This window comes from Paenibacillus sp. TSA_86.1 (assembly GCF_052691815.1).
Genome location: NZ_JBQZGE010000001.1, coordinates 479,904 through 497,066, shown reverse-complemented (window position 1 = coordinate 497,066; position 17,163 = coordinate 479,904). Strand labels below are relative to the sequence as shown.

Genomic DNA, 17,163 nt, shown 5'->3' with positions numbered 1-17,163 from the left:
TCCTTCGTCAAAATAGGGGGTTCTCCCGCTTCATTCAATACTTGTCCCGCCGCAGCAGCAGTTGAGGAACGGCATGATCCGGATGGGGCACCATCGCAGGTGTAACACGAAAAACCTCATGAATCTGCTCTTCCGTCATTAAGCTGTGAGGTGTACCCTTGCCTGCTACACAGCCTTCTCGCAAAGCCAAAATATGATCGCAAAACAATGCAGCCAGATTGAGATCATGCAGCACCGCTACAATCGTAATCTTGCTCTTCTGCTGCCATGCAGCCAGTAACTCCATAAATTGCAATTGATATTTGATATCAAGAAATGTCGTTGGTTCATCCAGCAGTAACAGACGCGGCTCCTGTGCCATCACCTTGGCGAGAGCTACACGCTGCCGTTGTCCACCACTCAGGGAATCGAGCGGCCGGTCTGCCAGTTCCATGAGTCCCAACTCATCAAGCACTCTGTCGACCACAAGGGCTCCATCCGCCGATTCCCGGCCCAACCAGTTCTGGTAGGGGTATCGTCCCATTTCGACAACATCTCGGACAGGATAGGAGATCGCAGGCAAACCATCTTGCTGCAAAACCGCGATCATCCGTGACAGATCCTTACGGCTGTATGATCCGATATCACGACCCTCGATGCTGATCTGACCTTCACTTAATGATTCCGTTCCTGCTATAAGCTGGAGCAATGTCGACTTACCACTTCCATTCGGACCGACGACACCCCACCAGTCTCCTTCGTTAACTTGCCAGTCGATAGACTGTAAGGCGCGATGATCACCATAGGTTTTGCCAGCTTCAGTAACAGATACCAGCACTGTTGCACCACTCACGGCATCATCCCCCTCTGCAGCTTTTTGTTTCGGTGGAGCAAGTAGGCGAAAAACGGAGCGCCGACAAAAGCGGTCACGACACCCAGCGGAATTTCCGTTGGTGCGAGCAAGGAGCGGGCAATCGTGTCTGCCCATACCATAAAAATCGCTCCACCTATTGCAGACAGAGGCAACAATAGTCGGTAGTCCGGCCCTACAAGTAACCGTAAAATATGCGGAATAACTAGGCCAACAAAACCGATGACACCCGAAACGGAGACAGCCCCTGCGGTGAGCAGTGTACCCACAGCAAGCACGGATAGCTTGAGTCTGTCCACACCCACACCGATATGTGCTGCCTGACGTTCACCCAGTGCCAGAACATTTAGTGAACGCGCTCTACTCCACAGAAAGATTAGTCCAAGCAGGAAATACGGGAAAAGGATGGCCGTATACGACCACCCGCGTAGTGCCAGACTTCCCATCGTCCAGTATATAATTTCATTAATCGTCTGCTTGGACATCGTTGACAGAAAGGAAACAACTGCACCCAGGAAACTTTGCATGACCACACCTGCCAGAATCAGGCTATGCGTTGGTATTTTACGCCCTTCACGAGCCAGCGACAATACAAACCATAACGTAACGATCCCGGTCAAAAAAGCAACCAGCGGCAGCGTCCATATGCCAATCAGCGCATACTGCAGTCCAAAGAAAATCAGGAATGCCGCTCCCACCGAAGCTCCTGAGGAGACCCCCAGTGTAAATGGATCAGCGAGCGGATTGCGCAGCACACCTTGAAAACCTGCACCTGCAATCGCTAGCGAAGCACCGACAAGCACGGCCAACAAGACACGCGGGAAGCGCACTTTCCAGATAATCTGTTCGGCCGCCTTGCTCCAGTCGGGTGTGATCCACTCACCCACCCATGGCATTTTGTGAATGAGAATGCCTGCGATGTCCCGGATCGGCAGCGCTACTGAACCAATGCCCGTGCAGATGAGCACGGTAAGCACCAGCAGCGCCATGCCCATCGTTCCGAGCAGGATCAGTTTTCTGCTCATTTGAACAGGACAGGATAGATCGCTTTGGCTACTTCTTTCAACCCTTGGGTTACACGTGGTCCTGGACGGCTCAATAAGTTGGCATCCAATCCAATCACAGCATTGTTTTTCACCGCTGTAATTTGATCCCAGCCGCTACGCGACTTGATGATCTGATCCAGCGTTTTGGAATTCTCGTCTACAACATCGTTTGCGTACAGAATAACATCCGGGTTGGAGGCAATGACATTTTCTTCGTTAATTTCATACCAGCCTTCTTTGTCAGCAGCAATATTGGTACCCCCGGCTACATTGATCAGTTCATCCATGAACTCACCTTTACCTACCGTCCAGCCTGGGGAGAACTCGATGTATACTTTTTTCTTGTCCTCTGGTTTTACGGTTTTCACTGCTTCAGTTACATCTGTTACATCCTGCTTCATCTGTGTAACCAGCTTTTGTGCCTGCTCCTGATGATCAGTAATTTTACCAAATGTTTCGATATTTTTCATGACATCGTCGATGGATTTAGGATCCGTTTTGAAAATAGTAATGCCCAGATCTCGTAACTTTTTCACCGCATCCTCGCTCATTGAAATACCTGTGAATACAATATCCGCATTTGCTGCGATAATGGATTCTTCATTCGGCTTGGTAATACCGCCCATTTTCGCTTTTGTTTTTGCCGCTTCCGGATAATCGTCATAATCAGACACACCTACGATCTCTTTGTCCAGTCCGAGAGCAAACAAAGACTCCGTTTCAGCCGGAGATACCGAGACAATTTTGGTTGGTGCCTTTTCAAAAGTGAAAGACTCACCCGTTGCATCCGTAATCGTCAGTGGATATTGGGTTTTGAGATCCGTTTGCGTCTGTTCCTGAGACTGCTCCTGTGCAGGTTGCTTTGAGCTACCCGCTCCTTCTTTTGTTGCGGCATTACCGCATCCAGCCAGCGCGAGTGCAAGCATCGCTGCGCTCAGCAAGGATGCCAGTGATTTCCAGTTCTTCATCATTGATTCATTCTCCCCTTCTCTATCTGTACTATTGTTGTTGCTTTTGTTATATACACGATGCCACTCTCCGTTATACGTGTATAAGATGACTCCATCACATCGTGTACAACAAGAAAAATCCCTCATCCTTAAACAAGGATCAGGGATGACGTCTCGCATATGGCCATCTGTACATGTGCAGCAAGATAGCTGTTCATGCACATAGAAATAGCCCGAAACGTTGTCCTTTCCTCGAAGGAACATCGGCTTGTACGTCCAGGGCTGGTAATCTGACTTACAGGATTGCTCCTGTTTCACAGTGGCGGGACCGTGCCGGATTTGCACCAGCTTCCCCATTTTACCCTTGTGCGCATAGTGAAGCTTGTCCTTGCTCATCATGAGCAACTGCATTGCACTCGGGACCCTTGGTCGTTATAGATGGTTAACTCAGATCAAACTAGTCGCAGTGTTCTTCGCACGAATCACGTCAGCTCAGACATCATAAGCCATCACACAACATATGTCCGTACGGGAGTCACACTTCTGTTGTGATTATAGGGTATATTGCATCACCTTACAACCCGACAGGTGGAAAATTTACTCGTCTGCCAAGCCAGTGTTCTCCCTGCTTTTCCATATCAACCTGAATGGCTTGTCCGGGGATTACATGTGTATCCCAGAACTTTACGCCATCGATGAGCCTGGATAACATATAACGGATAACTCCGCCATGTGTTACGATTAGTGTCCTGTATGAATTTCCACATGAAATTCTTTGTGAAAACTCCCCCTCCGACCCCATATGATCTTGCAGAAAAGAATCGATCCGTCCCGCAAATGCCTGCCACGTTTCACCTTCAGGTGGTGTAACCTCCTGTGGATGATCAATCCAGTTCCGATACTGAAGGTTGTTTTTCAGTTGCTCGTAAGTCATGCCTTCCCACAGTCCAAAATCATTCTCGCGCAGGCGCGCATCAAACTTCGTCTGCTCGGCAACCTGCGGCGCAATCTGTGCCAGCGTCTGTCGGCAGCGAAGCAGATCGCTGCAATACACATCGTCCCAAGTGAGGTCGCGGCACTGCTGACGTAGCGAAGCGAGCTCTTCTTGTGCATCAGGCAGCAGACCGATGTCGGTATGCCCCAGATATTTTTTTTCCACATTCCACCGGGTTGTTCCATGACGAATCAGCACAATGCTACGCTGCAGGCCACCGTGTTGCGATCTATCCTGTTGTGATTTATCCGGTTCTGACTCTCGTTGCTCGTGTCCTATCTTTATTGCCATAACAGTGCCCCTCCTGCCAGCCACACACCCAAGGTCACCAAGAAACAAAACACTACAAAGGCTCCAGCCGACCAGAACATCAGCCGTGTCGTTTGCACAATATCTTCAGCCCCCATCGGCCGTGCAGCCTCGCCCATATAAGCACGAAACGAAGAAACACCATGATACACATTATGGCCGCCCAGCCGAATGCCGAGCGCTCCAGCTACTGCCGATTCGGGAAAACCACTATTCGGGCTGGGATGCAATCTCGCGTCCCGGGCAACCATTCGCGCTGCACCTCTGGCATCCATCTTCAACACCCACGCGCCTAGAACTAACAGCGCAGCAGTAATGCGCGCAGGAATCCAGTTCGCCCAATCATCTAGCCGGGCAGAGGCCCAGCCGAGATGCAGATATTTGTCGTTTTTATAACCAACCATGGAATCCAGCGTGTTGACAGCACGGTAGGCCATAGCCAGCGGAGCACCACCAATGAGGGCATAGAATAGAGGGGATACAATGGCATCCACAATATTTTCCGCAACCGTCTCCACTGTCCCCCGAACGACCTCAGGCTCGTCCAGATGTGCCGTATCCCGTCCAACAATCATACCGAGTGAATGCCGTGCGGCAGGCCAATCCTGCTGCTTCAAGTGGCGGTATACTTCCATACCTGCATCACGCAGGCCTTTGGACGCAATCGTCGTCGCGATAAGAATGATTTCGGCTGCGATCGCTAAGATCGGATGGATCATACCAAGCAGAAGCAGAATCCCCCAAGTGACAGCAAAAGAACCCCCTGCGATCAAGAAGGGGAACAGGACTCCGGCTTTTTTCAAACTCGCATCCGTGTTCACTCGCGCCCGGATCACACGCTCCAGTGCCGAGATGCCTTTCCCCATACCAATGACCGGATGCGGAATCCAGCGCGGGTCTCCGATGCATCGGTCTAATATATACGCGAGAATGATGATCCAGGCTCCCGCCATGCCGACCCAGAACGATGATGCCCATAACGGTTCCAATTCCAATGTCATCATTGCTGCCCGATCCTCTCTTTCCATTGCAGTCCAGCTTCAAGGCTTTCTGTCACCGTATCATATACCAGTCTGCCAATAGCCGCACCCAAAACTGTTGCTGTCCCCGTGTAGGTGTGAAGCGGCTGGCTATCATCTGCAGTAGGTTGACCTACAGCGAGCACAATCGCATCGGTTGTTGTGCCTGTGGCAGGAAGTCCGTTCTCCGAATCAGCAATACCTGCATCCGCAAGTGCTGCGGCTTTGGCCTCCACTGCCGTCTGTACCGCATTGACCATTGCCCCTGGGGTCATCTGTCCATTAAACCAGAGCATGATATTAATCGTGCCAGGGATATATGGCGGCTTTTCTTTTTTCCCATGCACATCAAAAACGGTTCTCTCCGAACCTGCCCTTGCAGCATTCGATACACCCGCAGTCGTACAGCACAATAGCCCAAATTCCGGACTTGTATATTCCTCAATGGAGGTATGCTCCAGCCTGACCGCAGTTAATAATCCGGCACATTGATCTGCTGGCTCTTGCCAGTCCCTCAACGCCTCCGCGATATCACGTCGCGGATCATCACAACGGTAGTGTTTGTCCACATAGATGTTAAAGACGCGGTTCAATGCGAGCATCCCGCCGCCATAAACCGCGCTGGACAGCGCAAGAGCAGGATCTGCGCTCTGAGCTTTGATATGCCGTTCATGAGCAGATATATGCAGCCCCGGCCAGGAAGAAGACGCATAGATATTCTCTTCTATTTTTCCATATGTAAAATAGTTATAAAACGGGAGTGTCATGACCGCTTCCCTCCCTCTTTTCGTTCAAGCACACTTCCCAGCACTTCAAGCAACCTGTCGTTGGCTTCTGCCCCTTTCACCGCGAAGCGTACATGCCCTGCATCAAGGCCGGGATACATCGAACAGTTGCGAATTAGAATCCTCTGTCGCCCCAAAGCTTCCTGCATGGAAGCTGCCGTCCAGGGTTCTGGCACACACGCCAGAATAAAATTCGCTTCACCCGGCGTCACGCTATATCGATGTGCCTCCAGCGCCGTAATTAATCGTGTCCGTTCAAGCGTAATTTGCGATATCGTATCCTGTTCGAAACGTTCACCGCTGCGCAGACAAGCTTCTCCTGCGATGAGTGCTAATCCGTTCACACTCCAGGTAACCTGTTTTTCTGTCATGGCCCGTATATATTTCGCGCTGCCCATGGCGTATCCAAGTCGCAGACCTGGAATCGCATAAAACTTGGTCATTGAACGGATGATGATCACATGCGGGTATTTATGCAAATGCGGAGCAAGAGACTGACGCTGGGCCGCTGGAATAAAATCAATAAAGGCCTCGTCCATAACGAGCACCGTATTCGTTGCTTCGGCTTTGCGAGCCAACCTGTGAAGCACCTCCGCCGGATATTGCACCCCATTTGGATTGTTTGGCTGTCCGAGAAAAAGCAAATCTACCTTTTCCATCAACTGTTCGATATCTTCGGGTCTCGCCTGCCAATTCAACTCTTCCCGACCTGTAGTATGTATGATCTCTGCACCGAATTGCTGTGCCAAAGCGCGATATTCCGAGAAACCTGGTTCCACTGTTCCAACCTTGCGCGGACCAAGTGCCAGCAGAATCAATGCCATACTTTCAGCCGCGCCATTGCCTACGGAAATTTGCTCTTGTGTTACCCCCAAATGTTCGCTCAGCAGTGCTTTGAATTCCCGATGACCCGGATCAGGATAACGAAGCACCGAACGCAGACCTTGCTGTAAAGCTTCGAGCACCTCTTTGGGCGGTCCTAACGGGTTAATATTGGCGCTGTAATCGAGGAAATCCGCCGCATGGCCTCCAAACCGCGAAGCCGCTGTCTCCACATCTCCGCCATGTCCGAACACTTCAATATTACCTGTCATTCTTCCGTCATCCTCTCTGTCTGTTCTTTTTATTATGGATGGCATAGGAGGGATGGGTCAATCCTGTATTGTTTTTGAATTCATCCGCCTGTAAGAGTTGTATCAAAATAAATGGCATCAACGTGTTTTCTTTGTGTCCCAACGACAATTCGTTTACAATAGAAGAGGAATTTCAGAGATTCTGTTTCTGAATCAAGGATACAAGTATCGCTACATAGGAGGCTTCACGCCTCTCACATACATTAATGGAGGAATGACCATGCTGTTTGTAGATAACCAGGGCATTACAGATCCTTCTGTAAACCTTGCAATTGAGGAGTACATTCTGAAGCATCTGCCGATGGAAGATGATAGCTATCTATTGTTTTACATCAACCGTCCGTCGATCATTATCGGTAAACACCAAAATACCATTGAAGAAATTAATATCGAGTACGTTCAGGATAACGGTGTACAAGTGGTTCGTCGTCTTTCCGGGGGCGGCGCGGTGTATCATGATCTGGGCAACCTGAACTTCAGTTTCATTACGGCGGATGACGGTCAATCCTTCCATAACTTCCGCAAATTCACCCAGCCTGTGGTTGAAGCCCTGCACGAGCTTGGTGTTAATGCCGAGTTGACCGGGCGTAATGATCTCCAAGTCGGCGAAAAGAAAATTTCGGGCAACGCCCAATTTGCTACCCGTGGTCGCATGTTCAGTCACGGCACTTTGATGTTTGATCTGAATCTGGAGCATGTTCAGGCATCCCTGAATGTGAATCCGGAGAAATTCAAATCCAAAAGCACCAAATCGGTTCGTAGCCGGGTGGCCAACATTCGTGATCTGATTGACAGCAATCTGACGATTGAAGAGTTCCGTGATGAGCTGTTACGTCATATCTTCCGCATGGAGCCGCAGGACGTTCCTCAGTACAAGCTGACCGAGAAAGACTGGGACAAAATCAAAGAAATCTCTGCCGAGCGTTATAACAACTGGGACTGGAACTACGGTCTGTCACCGGAAAGCAATGTGAAACACACTCGCAAATTCCCGGTTGGCATCATCGATCTGCGCATGAACATCAAGGATGGACGCATTGAAGATATCAAAATCTTCGGCGATTTCTTCGGGGTTGGCGATGTGGCAGATATCGAGGATATGCTGCGTGGCAAGCGTTATGACGAGACTGAAGTGCGCTCCGCACTGGAAGGTCTGGATGTAAAACATTACTTCGGCAACCTGGAGCTGGAAGACTTTATCGGCCTTGTTTTTCTGGAGGAGTAACAAAGGAAATACGAAATATAGATGGATATCGATTGTTTGAACGAAATAGAATCACAGCAACGGAGAGGACAGAAAAAACCTGGAAAAGCGAAGCGGTCGCCTAAAAGCTTTCTGCAAGAAAGCTGCATCGGAAGCATACGCTTATCACCGGATTTTCCCCTTACATAGAGGATTCAAAAAATCTGGGGATAACAGTGATTGAAAGGTTATTCTGTCATCGGAGTTTTTGCGTGAGACTATTTCGTTCAATAAATATAGAACCAGATAAAAAAGGAGAGAAACATCATATGACTTACAAACTCATCGCTATCGACATCGACGACACCCTCATCAACGACAACAAAGAAGTTACACCCGCTACGCAAACGGCTTTGGAGCAAGCGGTAGCACACGGAGTAGTAGTAACCCTCGCGACAGGACGTGCTTACGCTTCCGCACAGGCACTTGCACGTCAAACCAAGCTGAACGTGCCGATCATTACGTATCAAGGTGCTTTGGTGAAAAACCTGCTTGACGAAAAAGTACTCTATGAGCGCTATGTGCCTCAAGAGGCTTCACGTAAATTGTTCGACTACTGCCTGGAGAAAAACCTGCATCTGCAAACGTACATCGACGACAAGCTGTATGCTCGTGAAGAAAATCAAAAACTGCTCGATTACGCCAAGTTAAACGGCACACAATATTACATCGAATCCGACTTTATCAAAGTCATTGAACAACCAACACCAAAACTGCTCATCATCGACGAGCCAGACTATCTGGATCAAGTGGCTGTTGAGCTTCGTGAACTGCTGGGATCTGAAGTGCACATCACCAAGTCCAAGCCGTATTTCCTCGAAATTATGCACAAAGAAGGTACCAAAGGCCATGCTCTAACGTTCTTGGCTGACCATTTCGGTCATCAGCTTAGTGAATGTATCGCCATCGGTGACTCATGGAACGATCACGAGATGCTGGAAGTGGCTGGACTCGGTGTAGCGATGGGCAACGCCATCCCTGCGCTGAAAGATCTGGCAGACTACATTACGGCGAGCAACAATGAAGACGGCGTAAAAGAAGTGATTGAGAAGTTTGTACTGAATGCAGAGTAAAACATAAGCAGTTGTGCAGAAAAAATAAAGTCCGGATACCACGATGATTGTGGTTCCGGGCTTTATTTTTTCTAGTTTACTTTTTATTTTTGGCAAGCAATACTGCGGTTAAGAAAGAGAGTTGTAATGAAATAGTAATCCCAACCGAAACCATGATATTCGTTGAATCTGATATATGAACGAAAAATAAAACAAGAATGAATACCAAGATAGAAAGAACCATACTGGCTACGAAATTCAGGAAGATTTTCCTCATAACTACACAAGACTCCTCAAAGAAAGACTTTTTCCTATCATACTATAGAGGAGATTCACCTGGTATTCTAGGAACCTTGTACCAGCACTGTTTCTGCCTTTCTTTTCTTCAACCAGCCGCTCACCTTCTCATTCATAGCCAGCAGACCCGAGATAACCAGACCCACACCGATCCACGTCACCCAGCTAACATGCTCCCCATAGACTATCGCACCAAGTCCGACCGCAATCGGTGGAGAGATATACAACCAGGTAGCCGGGAACAGCGGATTCGTGCGTGACATGATCCAATAGAACAGACTGTGTCCTACCATCGAGCCGATGACCGTCAGATAGATCACGGAGGACACCGCAGGCAGTACATCCAGTGCCGACATATTCCATGACTCGGTTAACGCCGACAGGATGAATAACAACGCACCGCCATACATCATCTGCACCGCATTGATCGCAACAGGACTCATCTCGCTAAACTGATGGATGACCTTTTTGGAGTATAAAGTACCTGCCGAATAGCAGACTTCTCCCACTAATACAGCAATACATCCCCACAAAAATAGTGAACCCGCCCCGAGCGATACTCCTGGTAATACGACGAGTACCACACCTGTAAAGCCAATCAGGCAGCCTATAATCATACGCGAAGATGTTTTCTGCCGTAACACTGCCGTTTGCATCAGCATAATCATTAGCGGCCCTGTAGCCGAAAGAATTGCTCCAACCCCTGAGCTGACATGTTGCTCCGCCCAGTATAATGTGGCAAACGTGGCAAACGTCAAACCTGCACCTGTAATCAGCATTTCTTTGCGGAACAATAGGGACAGATTCACTTTGCCCTTCATCCACATCCATGCAAACATTAAAGCTCCCGCGATCAGAAAGCGCAGCCCCGCTGATAGAAAAGGCGGCATGCCTGCCTCTACTCCAATTTTAATCGCCAGAAACGTTGTTCCAAAAACGAGACACATTACGGTAAATGCAATCCCCACCATGTTAACCACTCCTTTATCTGTTCTCCATCATAGCTCATGGTCTACAGAACAGAACGAACAAAACAGAACAGTTTTCCTTCATAAGCTGTTACAATGAGTTCATAAGGAGCGTGAATCGGGTGGGCAAAACGTTAATGATGACAGATAACAGCATGAAACGGTATGAGCAAGTCATCCATTATCTCATGGTGCGGATCGAAGCAGGTGAGTGGGCTGAACAGGAAAAACTGCCTTCGGTACGAAGCCTGTCCGAACTGCTCGGCGTACATCGGCTTACGGTGTTCAAAGCGTATCAGGATTTAAAGCAGCGCGGGATTGTCTATGTCAAAGACAAGTCCGGTTATTTCGTCAGCCCAGCGAAACCACTAGCGCTTACGGATCGGGCGGATGATCCATCGGTGTCGGCATGGCTCCATTGGGATACACTGGATCGAGTGCAATCGTTGGAAGCTGAATATCAGTTTTCCAAATCATTGATCGATCCTGCACTACTGCCCAACCGCTATTGGGGTGAGTTAATGCGCGACCTGCTGGATCAATACCCTCGTCTACTGGGCACCTATTCAACCATTCAAGGTGATCTCGAACTGCGTAGCAGTCTGGCAAGTCATCTGACGGCGAAGGAACGCTTCTACCTGTCCTCTGACGAAGTGCTGATTACATCCGGTGCTCAACAGGCGATTGATGTCATCTCCCGTGCACTGGTCAAACCCGGAGATCGGGTACTGATTGAGCGACCAACTTACGGACCTGCCATGGAAATTTTCCGCAAACAGGGCGCACGGCTTGTTTTTACCGACATCCATCCCGAGGGGTACGATCTGGAGCAGATTGAGCATCTGATGAAAACAGAGAAGCCACGTCTCTTTTATATGACACCGACGTTTCAAAACCCAACGGGCATCAGCATTTCTGTAGAGCAGCGTAAACAGCTGCCCGAACTGGCTGAACAATATGGCTGTTATCTGGTGGAGGACGACAGCACGTATGATATTTATTTTAAAGAGAAACCGCCAGCGCCCATCTTCACTTACGATACCTCCGGGCATACGTTGTATATTCGCAGCTATAGTAAATACGTAGTTCCGGGGTTGCGCATCGCAGCTATTATGTGCCGTCCACATCTCATGCCAGGGCTACAAGCGATCAAAGCTTTGACTGACAACGGATCACCGCTGCTGAATCAGAAGCTGTTTCTTCGATATTTCCAATCGGAACGCATGCATCAACATCTGTCCAAACTGCGGACCGCGCTTCAGCTGCGAATGGAAGTGATGGAGCAGTGTTTACTGGAGACGGACTGGACGTGGACACGCCCCGAGGGTGGTCTGAACATCTGGGCCGAGCTTCCGGAGAGGATTGACACAGGTAGACTGCTGCACCAAAGCATGGAGCACTCCATTGCTTTTGTACCTGGCACCGTGTTTGATCCCTCGCACGCATCGGGCAGTCGCAAGCTACGCCTCTCCTTCTCCTACGTCCGGGAGCAGCAGATTCGGGAAGGTATGGATAGACTGATCACCTTGACGGCGAAAAGTTAAGACAAAGTTAGTTTGGGATCGACGAAGATAACTCGTAAGAGCAACAGAGAAACGAAGGAACACCCGAATCCAAGCCGGATACGAAGTTTGAGGAGTCAATTAAACCTCGGCAAGTCGAAGTTCACCTCATCCCGACGCTAACGATCATCAGAAGCCTTATTTAGGTGTTTTTCACAAAAAAAATGTAACGATCACCAGTGACGCTATTTCAATGAAAACGTGCGAATTTTGCCCATTTTCCATCAAAATACCTAAAATAGCGTCTCCTGAGATCGTTACATTTTCAAATCATCTGAAAAGCAGAAAATAGGGTCATCTGTGATCGTTAGCGCTCGACCTGCCTCCGCTTACAGATCCTTTCTCTCAAACAGACGAATCGTAACAAGATACGACATGAGAAACAGAACTATAATGCCCACGGAAGCTCCCGTTATGACCGGGGCCGTAGTCAGCCCTTTATCACTTGCCACATGGAGAAGAAACGCAGCCGGCTGAGCCAAAACAATTAAGCTGACCAAAAAGATGGTATTGATGATGCCTGCTCCCTTTTTGCTAAGTGCATAGAAAAGCGGCATGTAGATGGATATCAACACAAGCACCATACCCATAGAAATGATAATATCCAATAGTGAGTAATGAGGTTTGTTGAGTTCGGGATAATTCAGGTTAATCAGCTTGTGAATTCCGTAGGATGTAAGGACTCCAAACAATGCATACAGAATGGTAGACAGGTATTTCGCTTGTACAATCTGTTTACGACTCACTGGAAGGGTAACCAGAAAGTTATGATTATGGTTTTTGATATCAATCATCGTAGCTAGCATGGTCGAACCAAAAGCCGTATAAATCCCCACAAAGTACATGGACATCTCACTCTTCGGAATAAACGCCCAGCAGAAAACAATCAGATACAGAGCAATGATCCACAGGGAGCTTTTCAGTGCAATAACGTCTTTGCGAAGCAGATTAAGCATGCTGACGTCCTCCTTTTGCCGTGAAATAAATCAAGTCTTCCAGGGCCGGTCTGTGTAAAAGAGCCTCACTTCCAAATAGTCGTTGCGCCTCTTCTTTGTTATCCGACAATGCTTCAAAACCAACCGTTGTTTCACGTATGCCAACGAACTGACGCCGGGTATCGGCATCCAACAGTTCCATATCTCCTTTGACAATGGTGTATCGTTCAAGCACATCGTCTTTTGCCTCATTAAATATCAGCTTGCCTCGGTTCACAAACGCAATATAGTCCGCGATACGCTCCAGATCTGTTGTAATGTGTGTGGAGAAAATGATGGATTTGGTCTCGTCCTGAATCATACCAGCCAGCAGATCAAGCAACTCCCGCCGGAATACCGGATCGAGACCGGATGTCGGTTCATCCATCACGAGCAGATCGGCCTCATGCGACAAGGCCACAGCCAGCGAAAACTTGATCTTCATACCTTTAGACAGATCCTTGATTTTCTTTTTGGGAGACAATTCAAACTGCTCCAAGTAATTCTCAAACAAGGCCTTATTCCAATGAGTGTAAAAAGGAGCAATCATACGTGCCATCTCCCGGATCGTCAGATGTTCATAATAAAAGCATTCATCCGACACAACCCCGAGTCGCTGCTTCACATACACTTCACCACTCGGCATCTCGCTGCCCAGCGTCCGCAATGTTCCCTGATCGGGATGGATTAATCCCGTAATCATCTTGATGAGCGTGCTCTTTCCTGCTCCGTTCGGGCCGATGAGCCCTGTGATAAATCCCTGTTTCACATCCATGGATATGTTATCCACCTTGAATAAAGGGTAAGCTTTCGTAACATTTCGCAACTCTATAGCATTCATCGTAATTATTCCTCCTCTAACAGCAAAATAAGATGATGAATCAAATCCTGCGAGCTCATACCTAGTTCTTTGCTATCCTGAATAACTTCAAGCATCTTCGTTTCCAATTGTTTCATACGTCTCTCTCGGATAAAATCCTGATTCGCACCGGATACAAAACTCCCCTTACCGACGACTGAATCAATCAGTTGCTCCTTCTCCAACTCTTCGTATACACGCTTCGTTGTAATAACGCTAACTTGTAAATCCTTCGCAAGCTGCCGAATTGAAGGCAGACTATCTCCTGCTGCCAGCTCTCCGTTCAGAATACTCTGCCGGATCTGGGATAAAATCTGGATATAGATCGGGTCGCTTGATGCGTTGGATATCCGTATATTCATATTCTTTCACCTCATTGCCGTTGCTTCATGTAAACAACCAAGCATAGTGTATATATATAATATATACACTATGCTTGGTTAAGGTCAACACCTTAATCATTTTTTTCTCTTCTATAACACAAAAAAAGGAAAACAGTCTCCTGTCATCCCTTAAGGAACGCTGAACTAGAGCAAATGTTGCTCTAGCAGCTTGTATTCGATTTATTCATTTTTCTGTCTATCTAGTTTTTCACTTTCATCTCGGATCATGCTATGCGCCTGTAATCACCTTATCCACCAGACCGTATTCCACTGCTTCGGCTGCGGTGAGGAAATAATCTCGATCCGAGTCTTTTTCAATCCGCTCCAGTGACTGGCCCGTGTGGTCTGCAAGCAACTGATTCAGACGCTGGCGGTGCTCGATAATCCGCTTGGCATGGATCAACATATCTGCTGCCTGTCCCCGGGTGCCGCCAAGGGGCTGATGAATCATAATTTCGCTATTGGGCAGTGCCATCCGTTTCCCTTTAGCTCCACCTACCAGCAAGATTGCTCCAAAGCTCGCCGCCATACCTGTGCAGATCGTGGACACATCCGGCTTCACAAACTGCATCGTATCATAGATCGAGAATCCTGCTGTCACCGATCCCCCCGGACTGTTAATATACATCTGAATATCCTTATCCGGATCTTCTGCAGTCAGAAATAACAATTGAGCCACGATGGCATTGGCCATCTGATCCTCAATCTCACCCGACACCATAATGATGCGGTCTTTCAGCAAACGTGAATAAATATCATAACTCCGCTCACCGCGAGCGGTCTGTTCCACAACATAAGGTACTACGTTCATATGTTTTGCCTCCTTATCATTAGGCAGCCATGATGACCGTATACCCGCCTCCATATGGCATCAAATTCATGCCGTAAGTGGCATTTCCGTACATCACTGGCTGCATGGATGGAGACGGCAGAGTTTGCTGTAGAATTGTACCTGCCACAGCCATCGGATCATCCGTGCGATTGAGGCACAGATCAATAAGACGCGCCGTATCTCCCAGGCGAAAAGCCCTCAGATAGCTGCGGAGTTGCTCTTGATCCAGCTGAGTACAACCTTCCATCGCACCTTGTTCCAACGTAGCATCCATCCCGGTTTGCTCAAATTGATACCTCACCTTGCTTAAGGTTGTGCGGGCACGGTTTAATGCCGCTTTTACCGCACCTTCCGTTGTACTCAACATCTCAGCTGTCTCTGCCGCCTTATATCCCATGATTTCACGTAATAAATAGATCGTTCGCTGCCACGGTGACAAGGTGTGAACGAGAAGCTGCACCGCAGACTCCAGCTCTTCAAATGATTCTTCTTCCGTAAATTCGGACATGACAAGTTTCATATCACCCAGAATAGAGCGTAGCTTCTCTTGCTTGCGAATTCCGTCAATCCATGTATTGCGTGCAATACGGATCAGATATGCCTCCCAGTTAAACGCTCCCGTTCTTTCCGAAGGTTGCACTGCCGCAGATGATAAGCCCTTGAGACAGGTTTCCTGTACCAGATCCTCTGTCTCCGTCACCGATTTGGTCAGTGACATGCAATATGCATAGAGCGAACCCATCAGATCAGGCAATACATCGTGTAATGTAGGGTCGGGCTTACTTTTCTTATCATCATTTGTGCTGTCAGCTAGATTTGTTTCATGCAGGGCTATCGTTCCGTAAATTTCATTGGTTTTTTCTGCATTTTTAACATCATTTGTCGTGTAGTAACTACGCGTGTTACTCCACTCATACTGTAGTTTGTTGACTTCACATTCTACGGACTTCACAAAGGCCATCTCGGGGGCCCCCCTTTGCTGGTTCCTGATTGATGGTAATTTCAGATGACTTTCACTATGTAAACGAAGAACCTCCTGTAAAGGATACGCTCTTCTTCTTTTATTTTTGCCAAACTCATTCTCCAGTCGCGCCCTATCCAAGCTTCACCGTCATTCCCGTACGTGCTACCGTAATGCCCTGATCCAGATCGTAACTCTGCCGTACATCAACATCATGGGACATATGTGTAAAAAAGGTGTGTCCCGGCTTCAACTCTCGCAAAAGCTCCTGCGCCTCCTGCATATCATACACCGAGCGCGTCGAAAACTCCGCCAGCTCATGCACAAAACTCGTGCCCAGCACCAATAGATCCAGTCCATGTAACAGTTCCTTCTCATTTTGCTTCAAATCGATCGCATCCGAACAGTACGCCCACGCATACCCCTCATGATCCAGTCGGTAAGCATACGAAAATCCGTTATGTCCATGGCACACCTTCCATGAGCGCACCTTCCATCCGCCGAGTTCAATCCCATTGTCCGTTTCCAGAAAATCCATATGACGAGCGAGCCACGGAAACTGTCCCTGAATCGTAACAATCACCTCACGCGGAGCATATAGACTGCCCTTCACTCCTAGCCAGCGGCACGCATCTGCCCATTCCGGCAAACCGCCAATATGATCAAAATGCGCATGTGTAATCAGCAGCGTATGCACCATCCGCATCCCCTGATCTTCCATCTGAGAACGCCAGTCCGGCCCGCAGTCGATCATAAACATCGCGTCTTCCTGCCTGTCTCGAACATCACCGCCCTCATGAATCAGAACAGACGAGCGTTTCCGCCGATTTTCACCTGTGATTCTTGCCTCCGTACACACCTCGCAATCACAATACACCCGTGGAACACCCATGGCATCGCCCGTGCCCAGAAATGTGAGCTGATTCATTCCGCATTCCCCTCTCGA

General features: G+C 48.5%; 17 protein-coding genes and 1 riboswitch. Of the genes, 3 read left to right on the top strand and 14 right to left on the bottom strand.

Going from position 1 to position 17,163, the window contains the following annotated elements:
- Positions 1 to 34 precede the first annotated feature (34 nt).
- The 7 genes from ACUTVW_RS02165 to cobD all read right to left on the bottom strand — a co-directional run bounded on the left by ACUTVW_RS02165 (position 35) and on the right by cobD (position 7,047).
- Positions 35 to 832, bottom strand: a complete 798-nt coding sequence (locus ACUTVW_RS02165; RefSeq protein WP_445644259.1) for an ABC transporter ATP-binding protein — start codon at positions 830 to 832, stop codon at positions 35 to 37.
- A complete protein-coding gene (locus ACUTVW_RS02160; RefSeq protein WP_445644258.1) occupies positions 829 to 1,875 on the bottom strand; it encodes a FecCD family ABC transporter permease in 1,047 nt (348 codons plus the stop codon). Before ACUTVW_RS02160 ends, ACUTVW_RS02165 begins: the two co-directional genes overlap by 4 nt.
- Positions 1,872 to 2,864, bottom strand: coding sequence for an ABC transporter substrate-binding protein (locus tag ACUTVW_RS02155; RefSeq protein ID WP_445644963.1), 993 nt, complete (start codon positions 2,862 to 2,864; stop codon positions 1,872 to 1,874). Before ACUTVW_RS02155 ends, ACUTVW_RS02160 begins: the two co-directional genes overlap by 4 nt.
- A gap of 245 nt (positions 2,865 to 3,109) precedes the next feature.
- A riboswitch (cobalamin riboswitch) is annotated at positions 3,110 to 3,246 on the bottom strand.
- Positions 3,247 to 3,420: 174 nt separating this feature from the next.
- Entirely contained in the window at positions 3,421 to 4,131 is a 711-nt protein-coding gene (locus ACUTVW_RS02150; protein WP_445644257.1) for a histidine phosphatase family protein, read from the bottom strand.
- A complete protein-coding gene (gene cbiB / locus ACUTVW_RS02145; RefSeq protein ID WP_445644962.1) occupies positions 4,122 to 5,102 on the bottom strand; it encodes an adenosylcobinamide-phosphate synthase CbiB in 981 nt (326 codons plus the stop codon). The genes ACUTVW_RS02150 and cbiB overlap by 10 nt, the downstream gene beginning before the upstream one ends.
- Positions 5,103 to 5,149: 47 nt before the next feature.
- A complete protein-coding gene (locus ACUTVW_RS02140; protein WP_445644256.1) occupies positions 5,150 to 5,935 on the bottom strand; it encodes an adenosylcobinamide amidohydrolase in 786 nt (261 codons plus the stop codon).
- Positions 5,932 to 7,047, bottom strand: a complete 1,116-nt coding sequence (cobD, locus tag ACUTVW_RS02135; RefSeq protein WP_445644255.1) for a threonine-phosphate decarboxylase CobD — start codon at positions 7,045 to 7,047, stop codon at positions 5,932 to 5,934. The genes ACUTVW_RS02140 and cobD overlap by 4 nt, the downstream gene beginning before the upstream one ends.
- 259 nt (positions 7,048 to 7,306) lie before the next feature.
- Between cobD and ACUTVW_RS02130 the strand changes: the two genes are divergently transcribed.
- Both ACUTVW_RS02130 and ACUTVW_RS02125 read left to right on the top strand, forming a co-directional pair.
- Complete coding sequence (locus tag ACUTVW_RS02130; RefSeq protein ID WP_434752400.1) at positions 7,307 to 8,311, top strand: lipoate--protein ligase; 1,005 nt, start codon at positions 7,307 to 7,309, stop codon at positions 8,309 to 8,311.
- A gap of 287 nt (positions 8,312 to 8,598) precedes the next feature.
- Positions 8,599 to 9,402, top strand: a complete 804-nt coding sequence (locus ACUTVW_RS02125; RefSeq protein WP_445644254.1) for a Cof-type HAD-IIB family hydrolase — start codon at positions 8,599 to 8,601, stop codon at positions 9,400 to 9,402.
- A 323-nt stretch (positions 9,403 to 9,725) separates the two neighbouring features.
- Here ACUTVW_RS02125 and ACUTVW_RS02120 read toward each other — a convergent pair whose 3' ends face one another.
- Complete coding sequence (locus ACUTVW_RS02120) at positions 9,726 to 10,649, bottom strand: DMT family transporter (RefSeq protein ID WP_445644253.1); 924 nt, start codon at positions 10,647 to 10,649, stop codon at positions 9,726 to 9,728.
- A 119-nt stretch (positions 10,650 to 10,768) separates the two neighbouring features.
- Here ACUTVW_RS02120 and ACUTVW_RS02115 point away from each other — a divergent pair, with 119 nt between their 5' ends.
- On the top strand, positions 10,769 to 12,190 hold the full coding sequence (locus ACUTVW_RS02115) for an aminotransferase-like domain-containing protein (RefSeq protein ID WP_445644252.1): 1,422 nt from the start codon (positions 10,769 to 10,771) through the stop codon (positions 12,188 to 12,190).
- Between the two features lie 347 nt (positions 12,191 to 12,537).
- Here the strand turns inward: ACUTVW_RS02115 and ACUTVW_RS02110 are convergent, their stop codons facing one another.
- The 6 genes from ACUTVW_RS02110 to ACUTVW_RS02085 all read right to left on the bottom strand — a co-directional run bounded on the left by ACUTVW_RS02110 (position 12,538) and on the right by ACUTVW_RS02085 (position 17,145).
- On the bottom strand, positions 12,538 to 13,164 hold the full coding sequence (locus ACUTVW_RS02110) for an ABC-2 transporter permease (protein ID WP_445644251.1): 627 nt from the start codon (positions 13,162 to 13,164) through the stop codon (positions 12,538 to 12,540).
- The gene (locus ACUTVW_RS02105; protein ID WP_445644250.1) at positions 13,157 to 14,023 is read right to left on the bottom strand and encodes an ABC transporter ATP-binding protein; all 867 of its coding nucleotides are present in this window, start codon (positions 14,021 to 14,023) and stop codon (positions 13,157 to 13,159) included. Before ACUTVW_RS02105 ends, ACUTVW_RS02110 begins: the two co-directional genes overlap by 8 nt.
- A gap of 5 nt (positions 14,024 to 14,028) precedes the next feature.
- Positions 14,029 to 14,403, bottom strand: coding sequence for a GntR family transcriptional regulator (locus tag ACUTVW_RS02100; RefSeq protein WP_445644249.1), 375 nt, complete (start codon positions 14,401 to 14,403; stop codon positions 14,029 to 14,031).
- Between the two features lie 250 nt (positions 14,404 to 14,653).
- Complete coding sequence (gene clpP / locus ACUTVW_RS02095; protein ID WP_445644248.1) at positions 14,654 to 15,289, bottom strand: ATP-dependent Clp endopeptidase proteolytic subunit ClpP; 636 nt, start codon at positions 15,287 to 15,289, stop codon at positions 14,654 to 14,656.
- Positions 15,255 to 16,217 (bottom strand): RNA polymerase sigma factor, encoded by a 963-nt coding sequence (locus tag ACUTVW_RS02090; protein WP_445644247.1) that lies wholly within the window; start codon positions 16,215 to 16,217, stop codon positions 15,255 to 15,257. The genes clpP and ACUTVW_RS02090 overlap by 35 nt, the downstream gene beginning before the upstream one ends.
- 133 nt (positions 16,218 to 16,350) lie before the next feature.
- Entirely contained in the window at positions 16,351 to 17,145 is a 795-nt protein-coding gene (locus tag ACUTVW_RS02085) for an MBL fold metallo-hydrolase (RefSeq protein WP_445644246.1), read from the bottom strand.
- Positions 17,146 to 17,163 lie beyond the last annotated feature (18 nt).

Bases quoted from the DNA above. Each gene is read 5' to 3' on its own strand.
- ACUTVW_RS02100 (WP_445644249.1), bottom strand. From the start codon at position 14,403: ATGAATATACGGATATCCAACGCATCAAGCGACCCGATCTATATCCAG.
- ACUTVW_RS02105 (WP_445644250.1), bottom strand. From the start codon at position 14,023: ATGAATGCTATAGAGTTGCGAAATGTTACGAAAGCTTACCCTTTATTC.
- ACUTVW_RS02110 (WP_445644251.1), bottom strand. From the start codon at position 13,164: ATGCTTAATCTGCTTCGCAAAGACGTTATTGCACTGAAAAGCTCCCTG.
- ACUTVW_RS02085 (WP_445644246.1), bottom strand. From the start codon at position 17,145: ATGAATCAGCTCACATTTCTGGGCACGGGCGATGCCATGGGTGTTCCA.
- ACUTVW_RS02140 (WP_445644256.1), bottom strand. From the start codon at position 5,935: ATGACACTCCCGTTTTATAACTATTTTACATATGGAAAAATAGAAGAG.
- ACUTVW_RS02090 (WP_445644247.1), bottom strand. From the start codon at position 16,217: ATGGCCTTTGTGAAGTCCGTAGAATGTGAAGTCAACAAACTACAGTAT.
- ACUTVW_RS02130 (WP_434752400.1), top strand. From the start codon at position 7,307: ATGCTGTTTGTAGATAACCAGGGCATTACAGATCCTTCTGTAAACCTT.
- cobD (WP_445644255.1), bottom strand. From the start codon at position 7,047: ATGACAGGTAATATTGAAGTGTTCGGACATGGCGGAGATGTGGAGACA.
- ACUTVW_RS02125 (WP_445644254.1), top strand. From the start codon at position 8,599: ATGACTTACAAACTCATCGCTATCGACATCGACGACACCCTCATCAAC.
- cbiB (WP_445644962.1), bottom strand. From the start codon at position 5,102: ATGGCGGGAGCCTGGATCATCATTCTCGCGTATATATTAGACCGATGC.
- ACUTVW_RS02155 (WP_445644963.1), bottom strand. From the start codon at position 2,864: ATGAAGAACTGGAAATCACTGGCATCCTTGCTGAGCGCAGCGATGCTT.
- ACUTVW_RS02160 (WP_445644258.1), bottom strand. From the start codon at position 1,875: ATGAGCAGAAAACTGATCCTGCTCGGAACGATGGGCATGGCGCTGCTG.
- ACUTVW_RS02150 (WP_445644257.1), bottom strand. From the start codon at position 4,131: ATGGCAATAAAGATAGGACACGAGCAACGAGAGTCAGAACCGGATAAA.
- ACUTVW_RS02120 (WP_445644253.1), bottom strand. From the start codon at position 10,649: ATGGTGGGGATTGCATTTACCGTAATGTGTCTCGTTTTTGGAACAACG.
- clpP (WP_445644248.1), bottom strand. From the start codon at position 15,289: ATGGAGGCGGGTATACGGTCATCATGGCTGCCTAATGATAAGGAGGCA.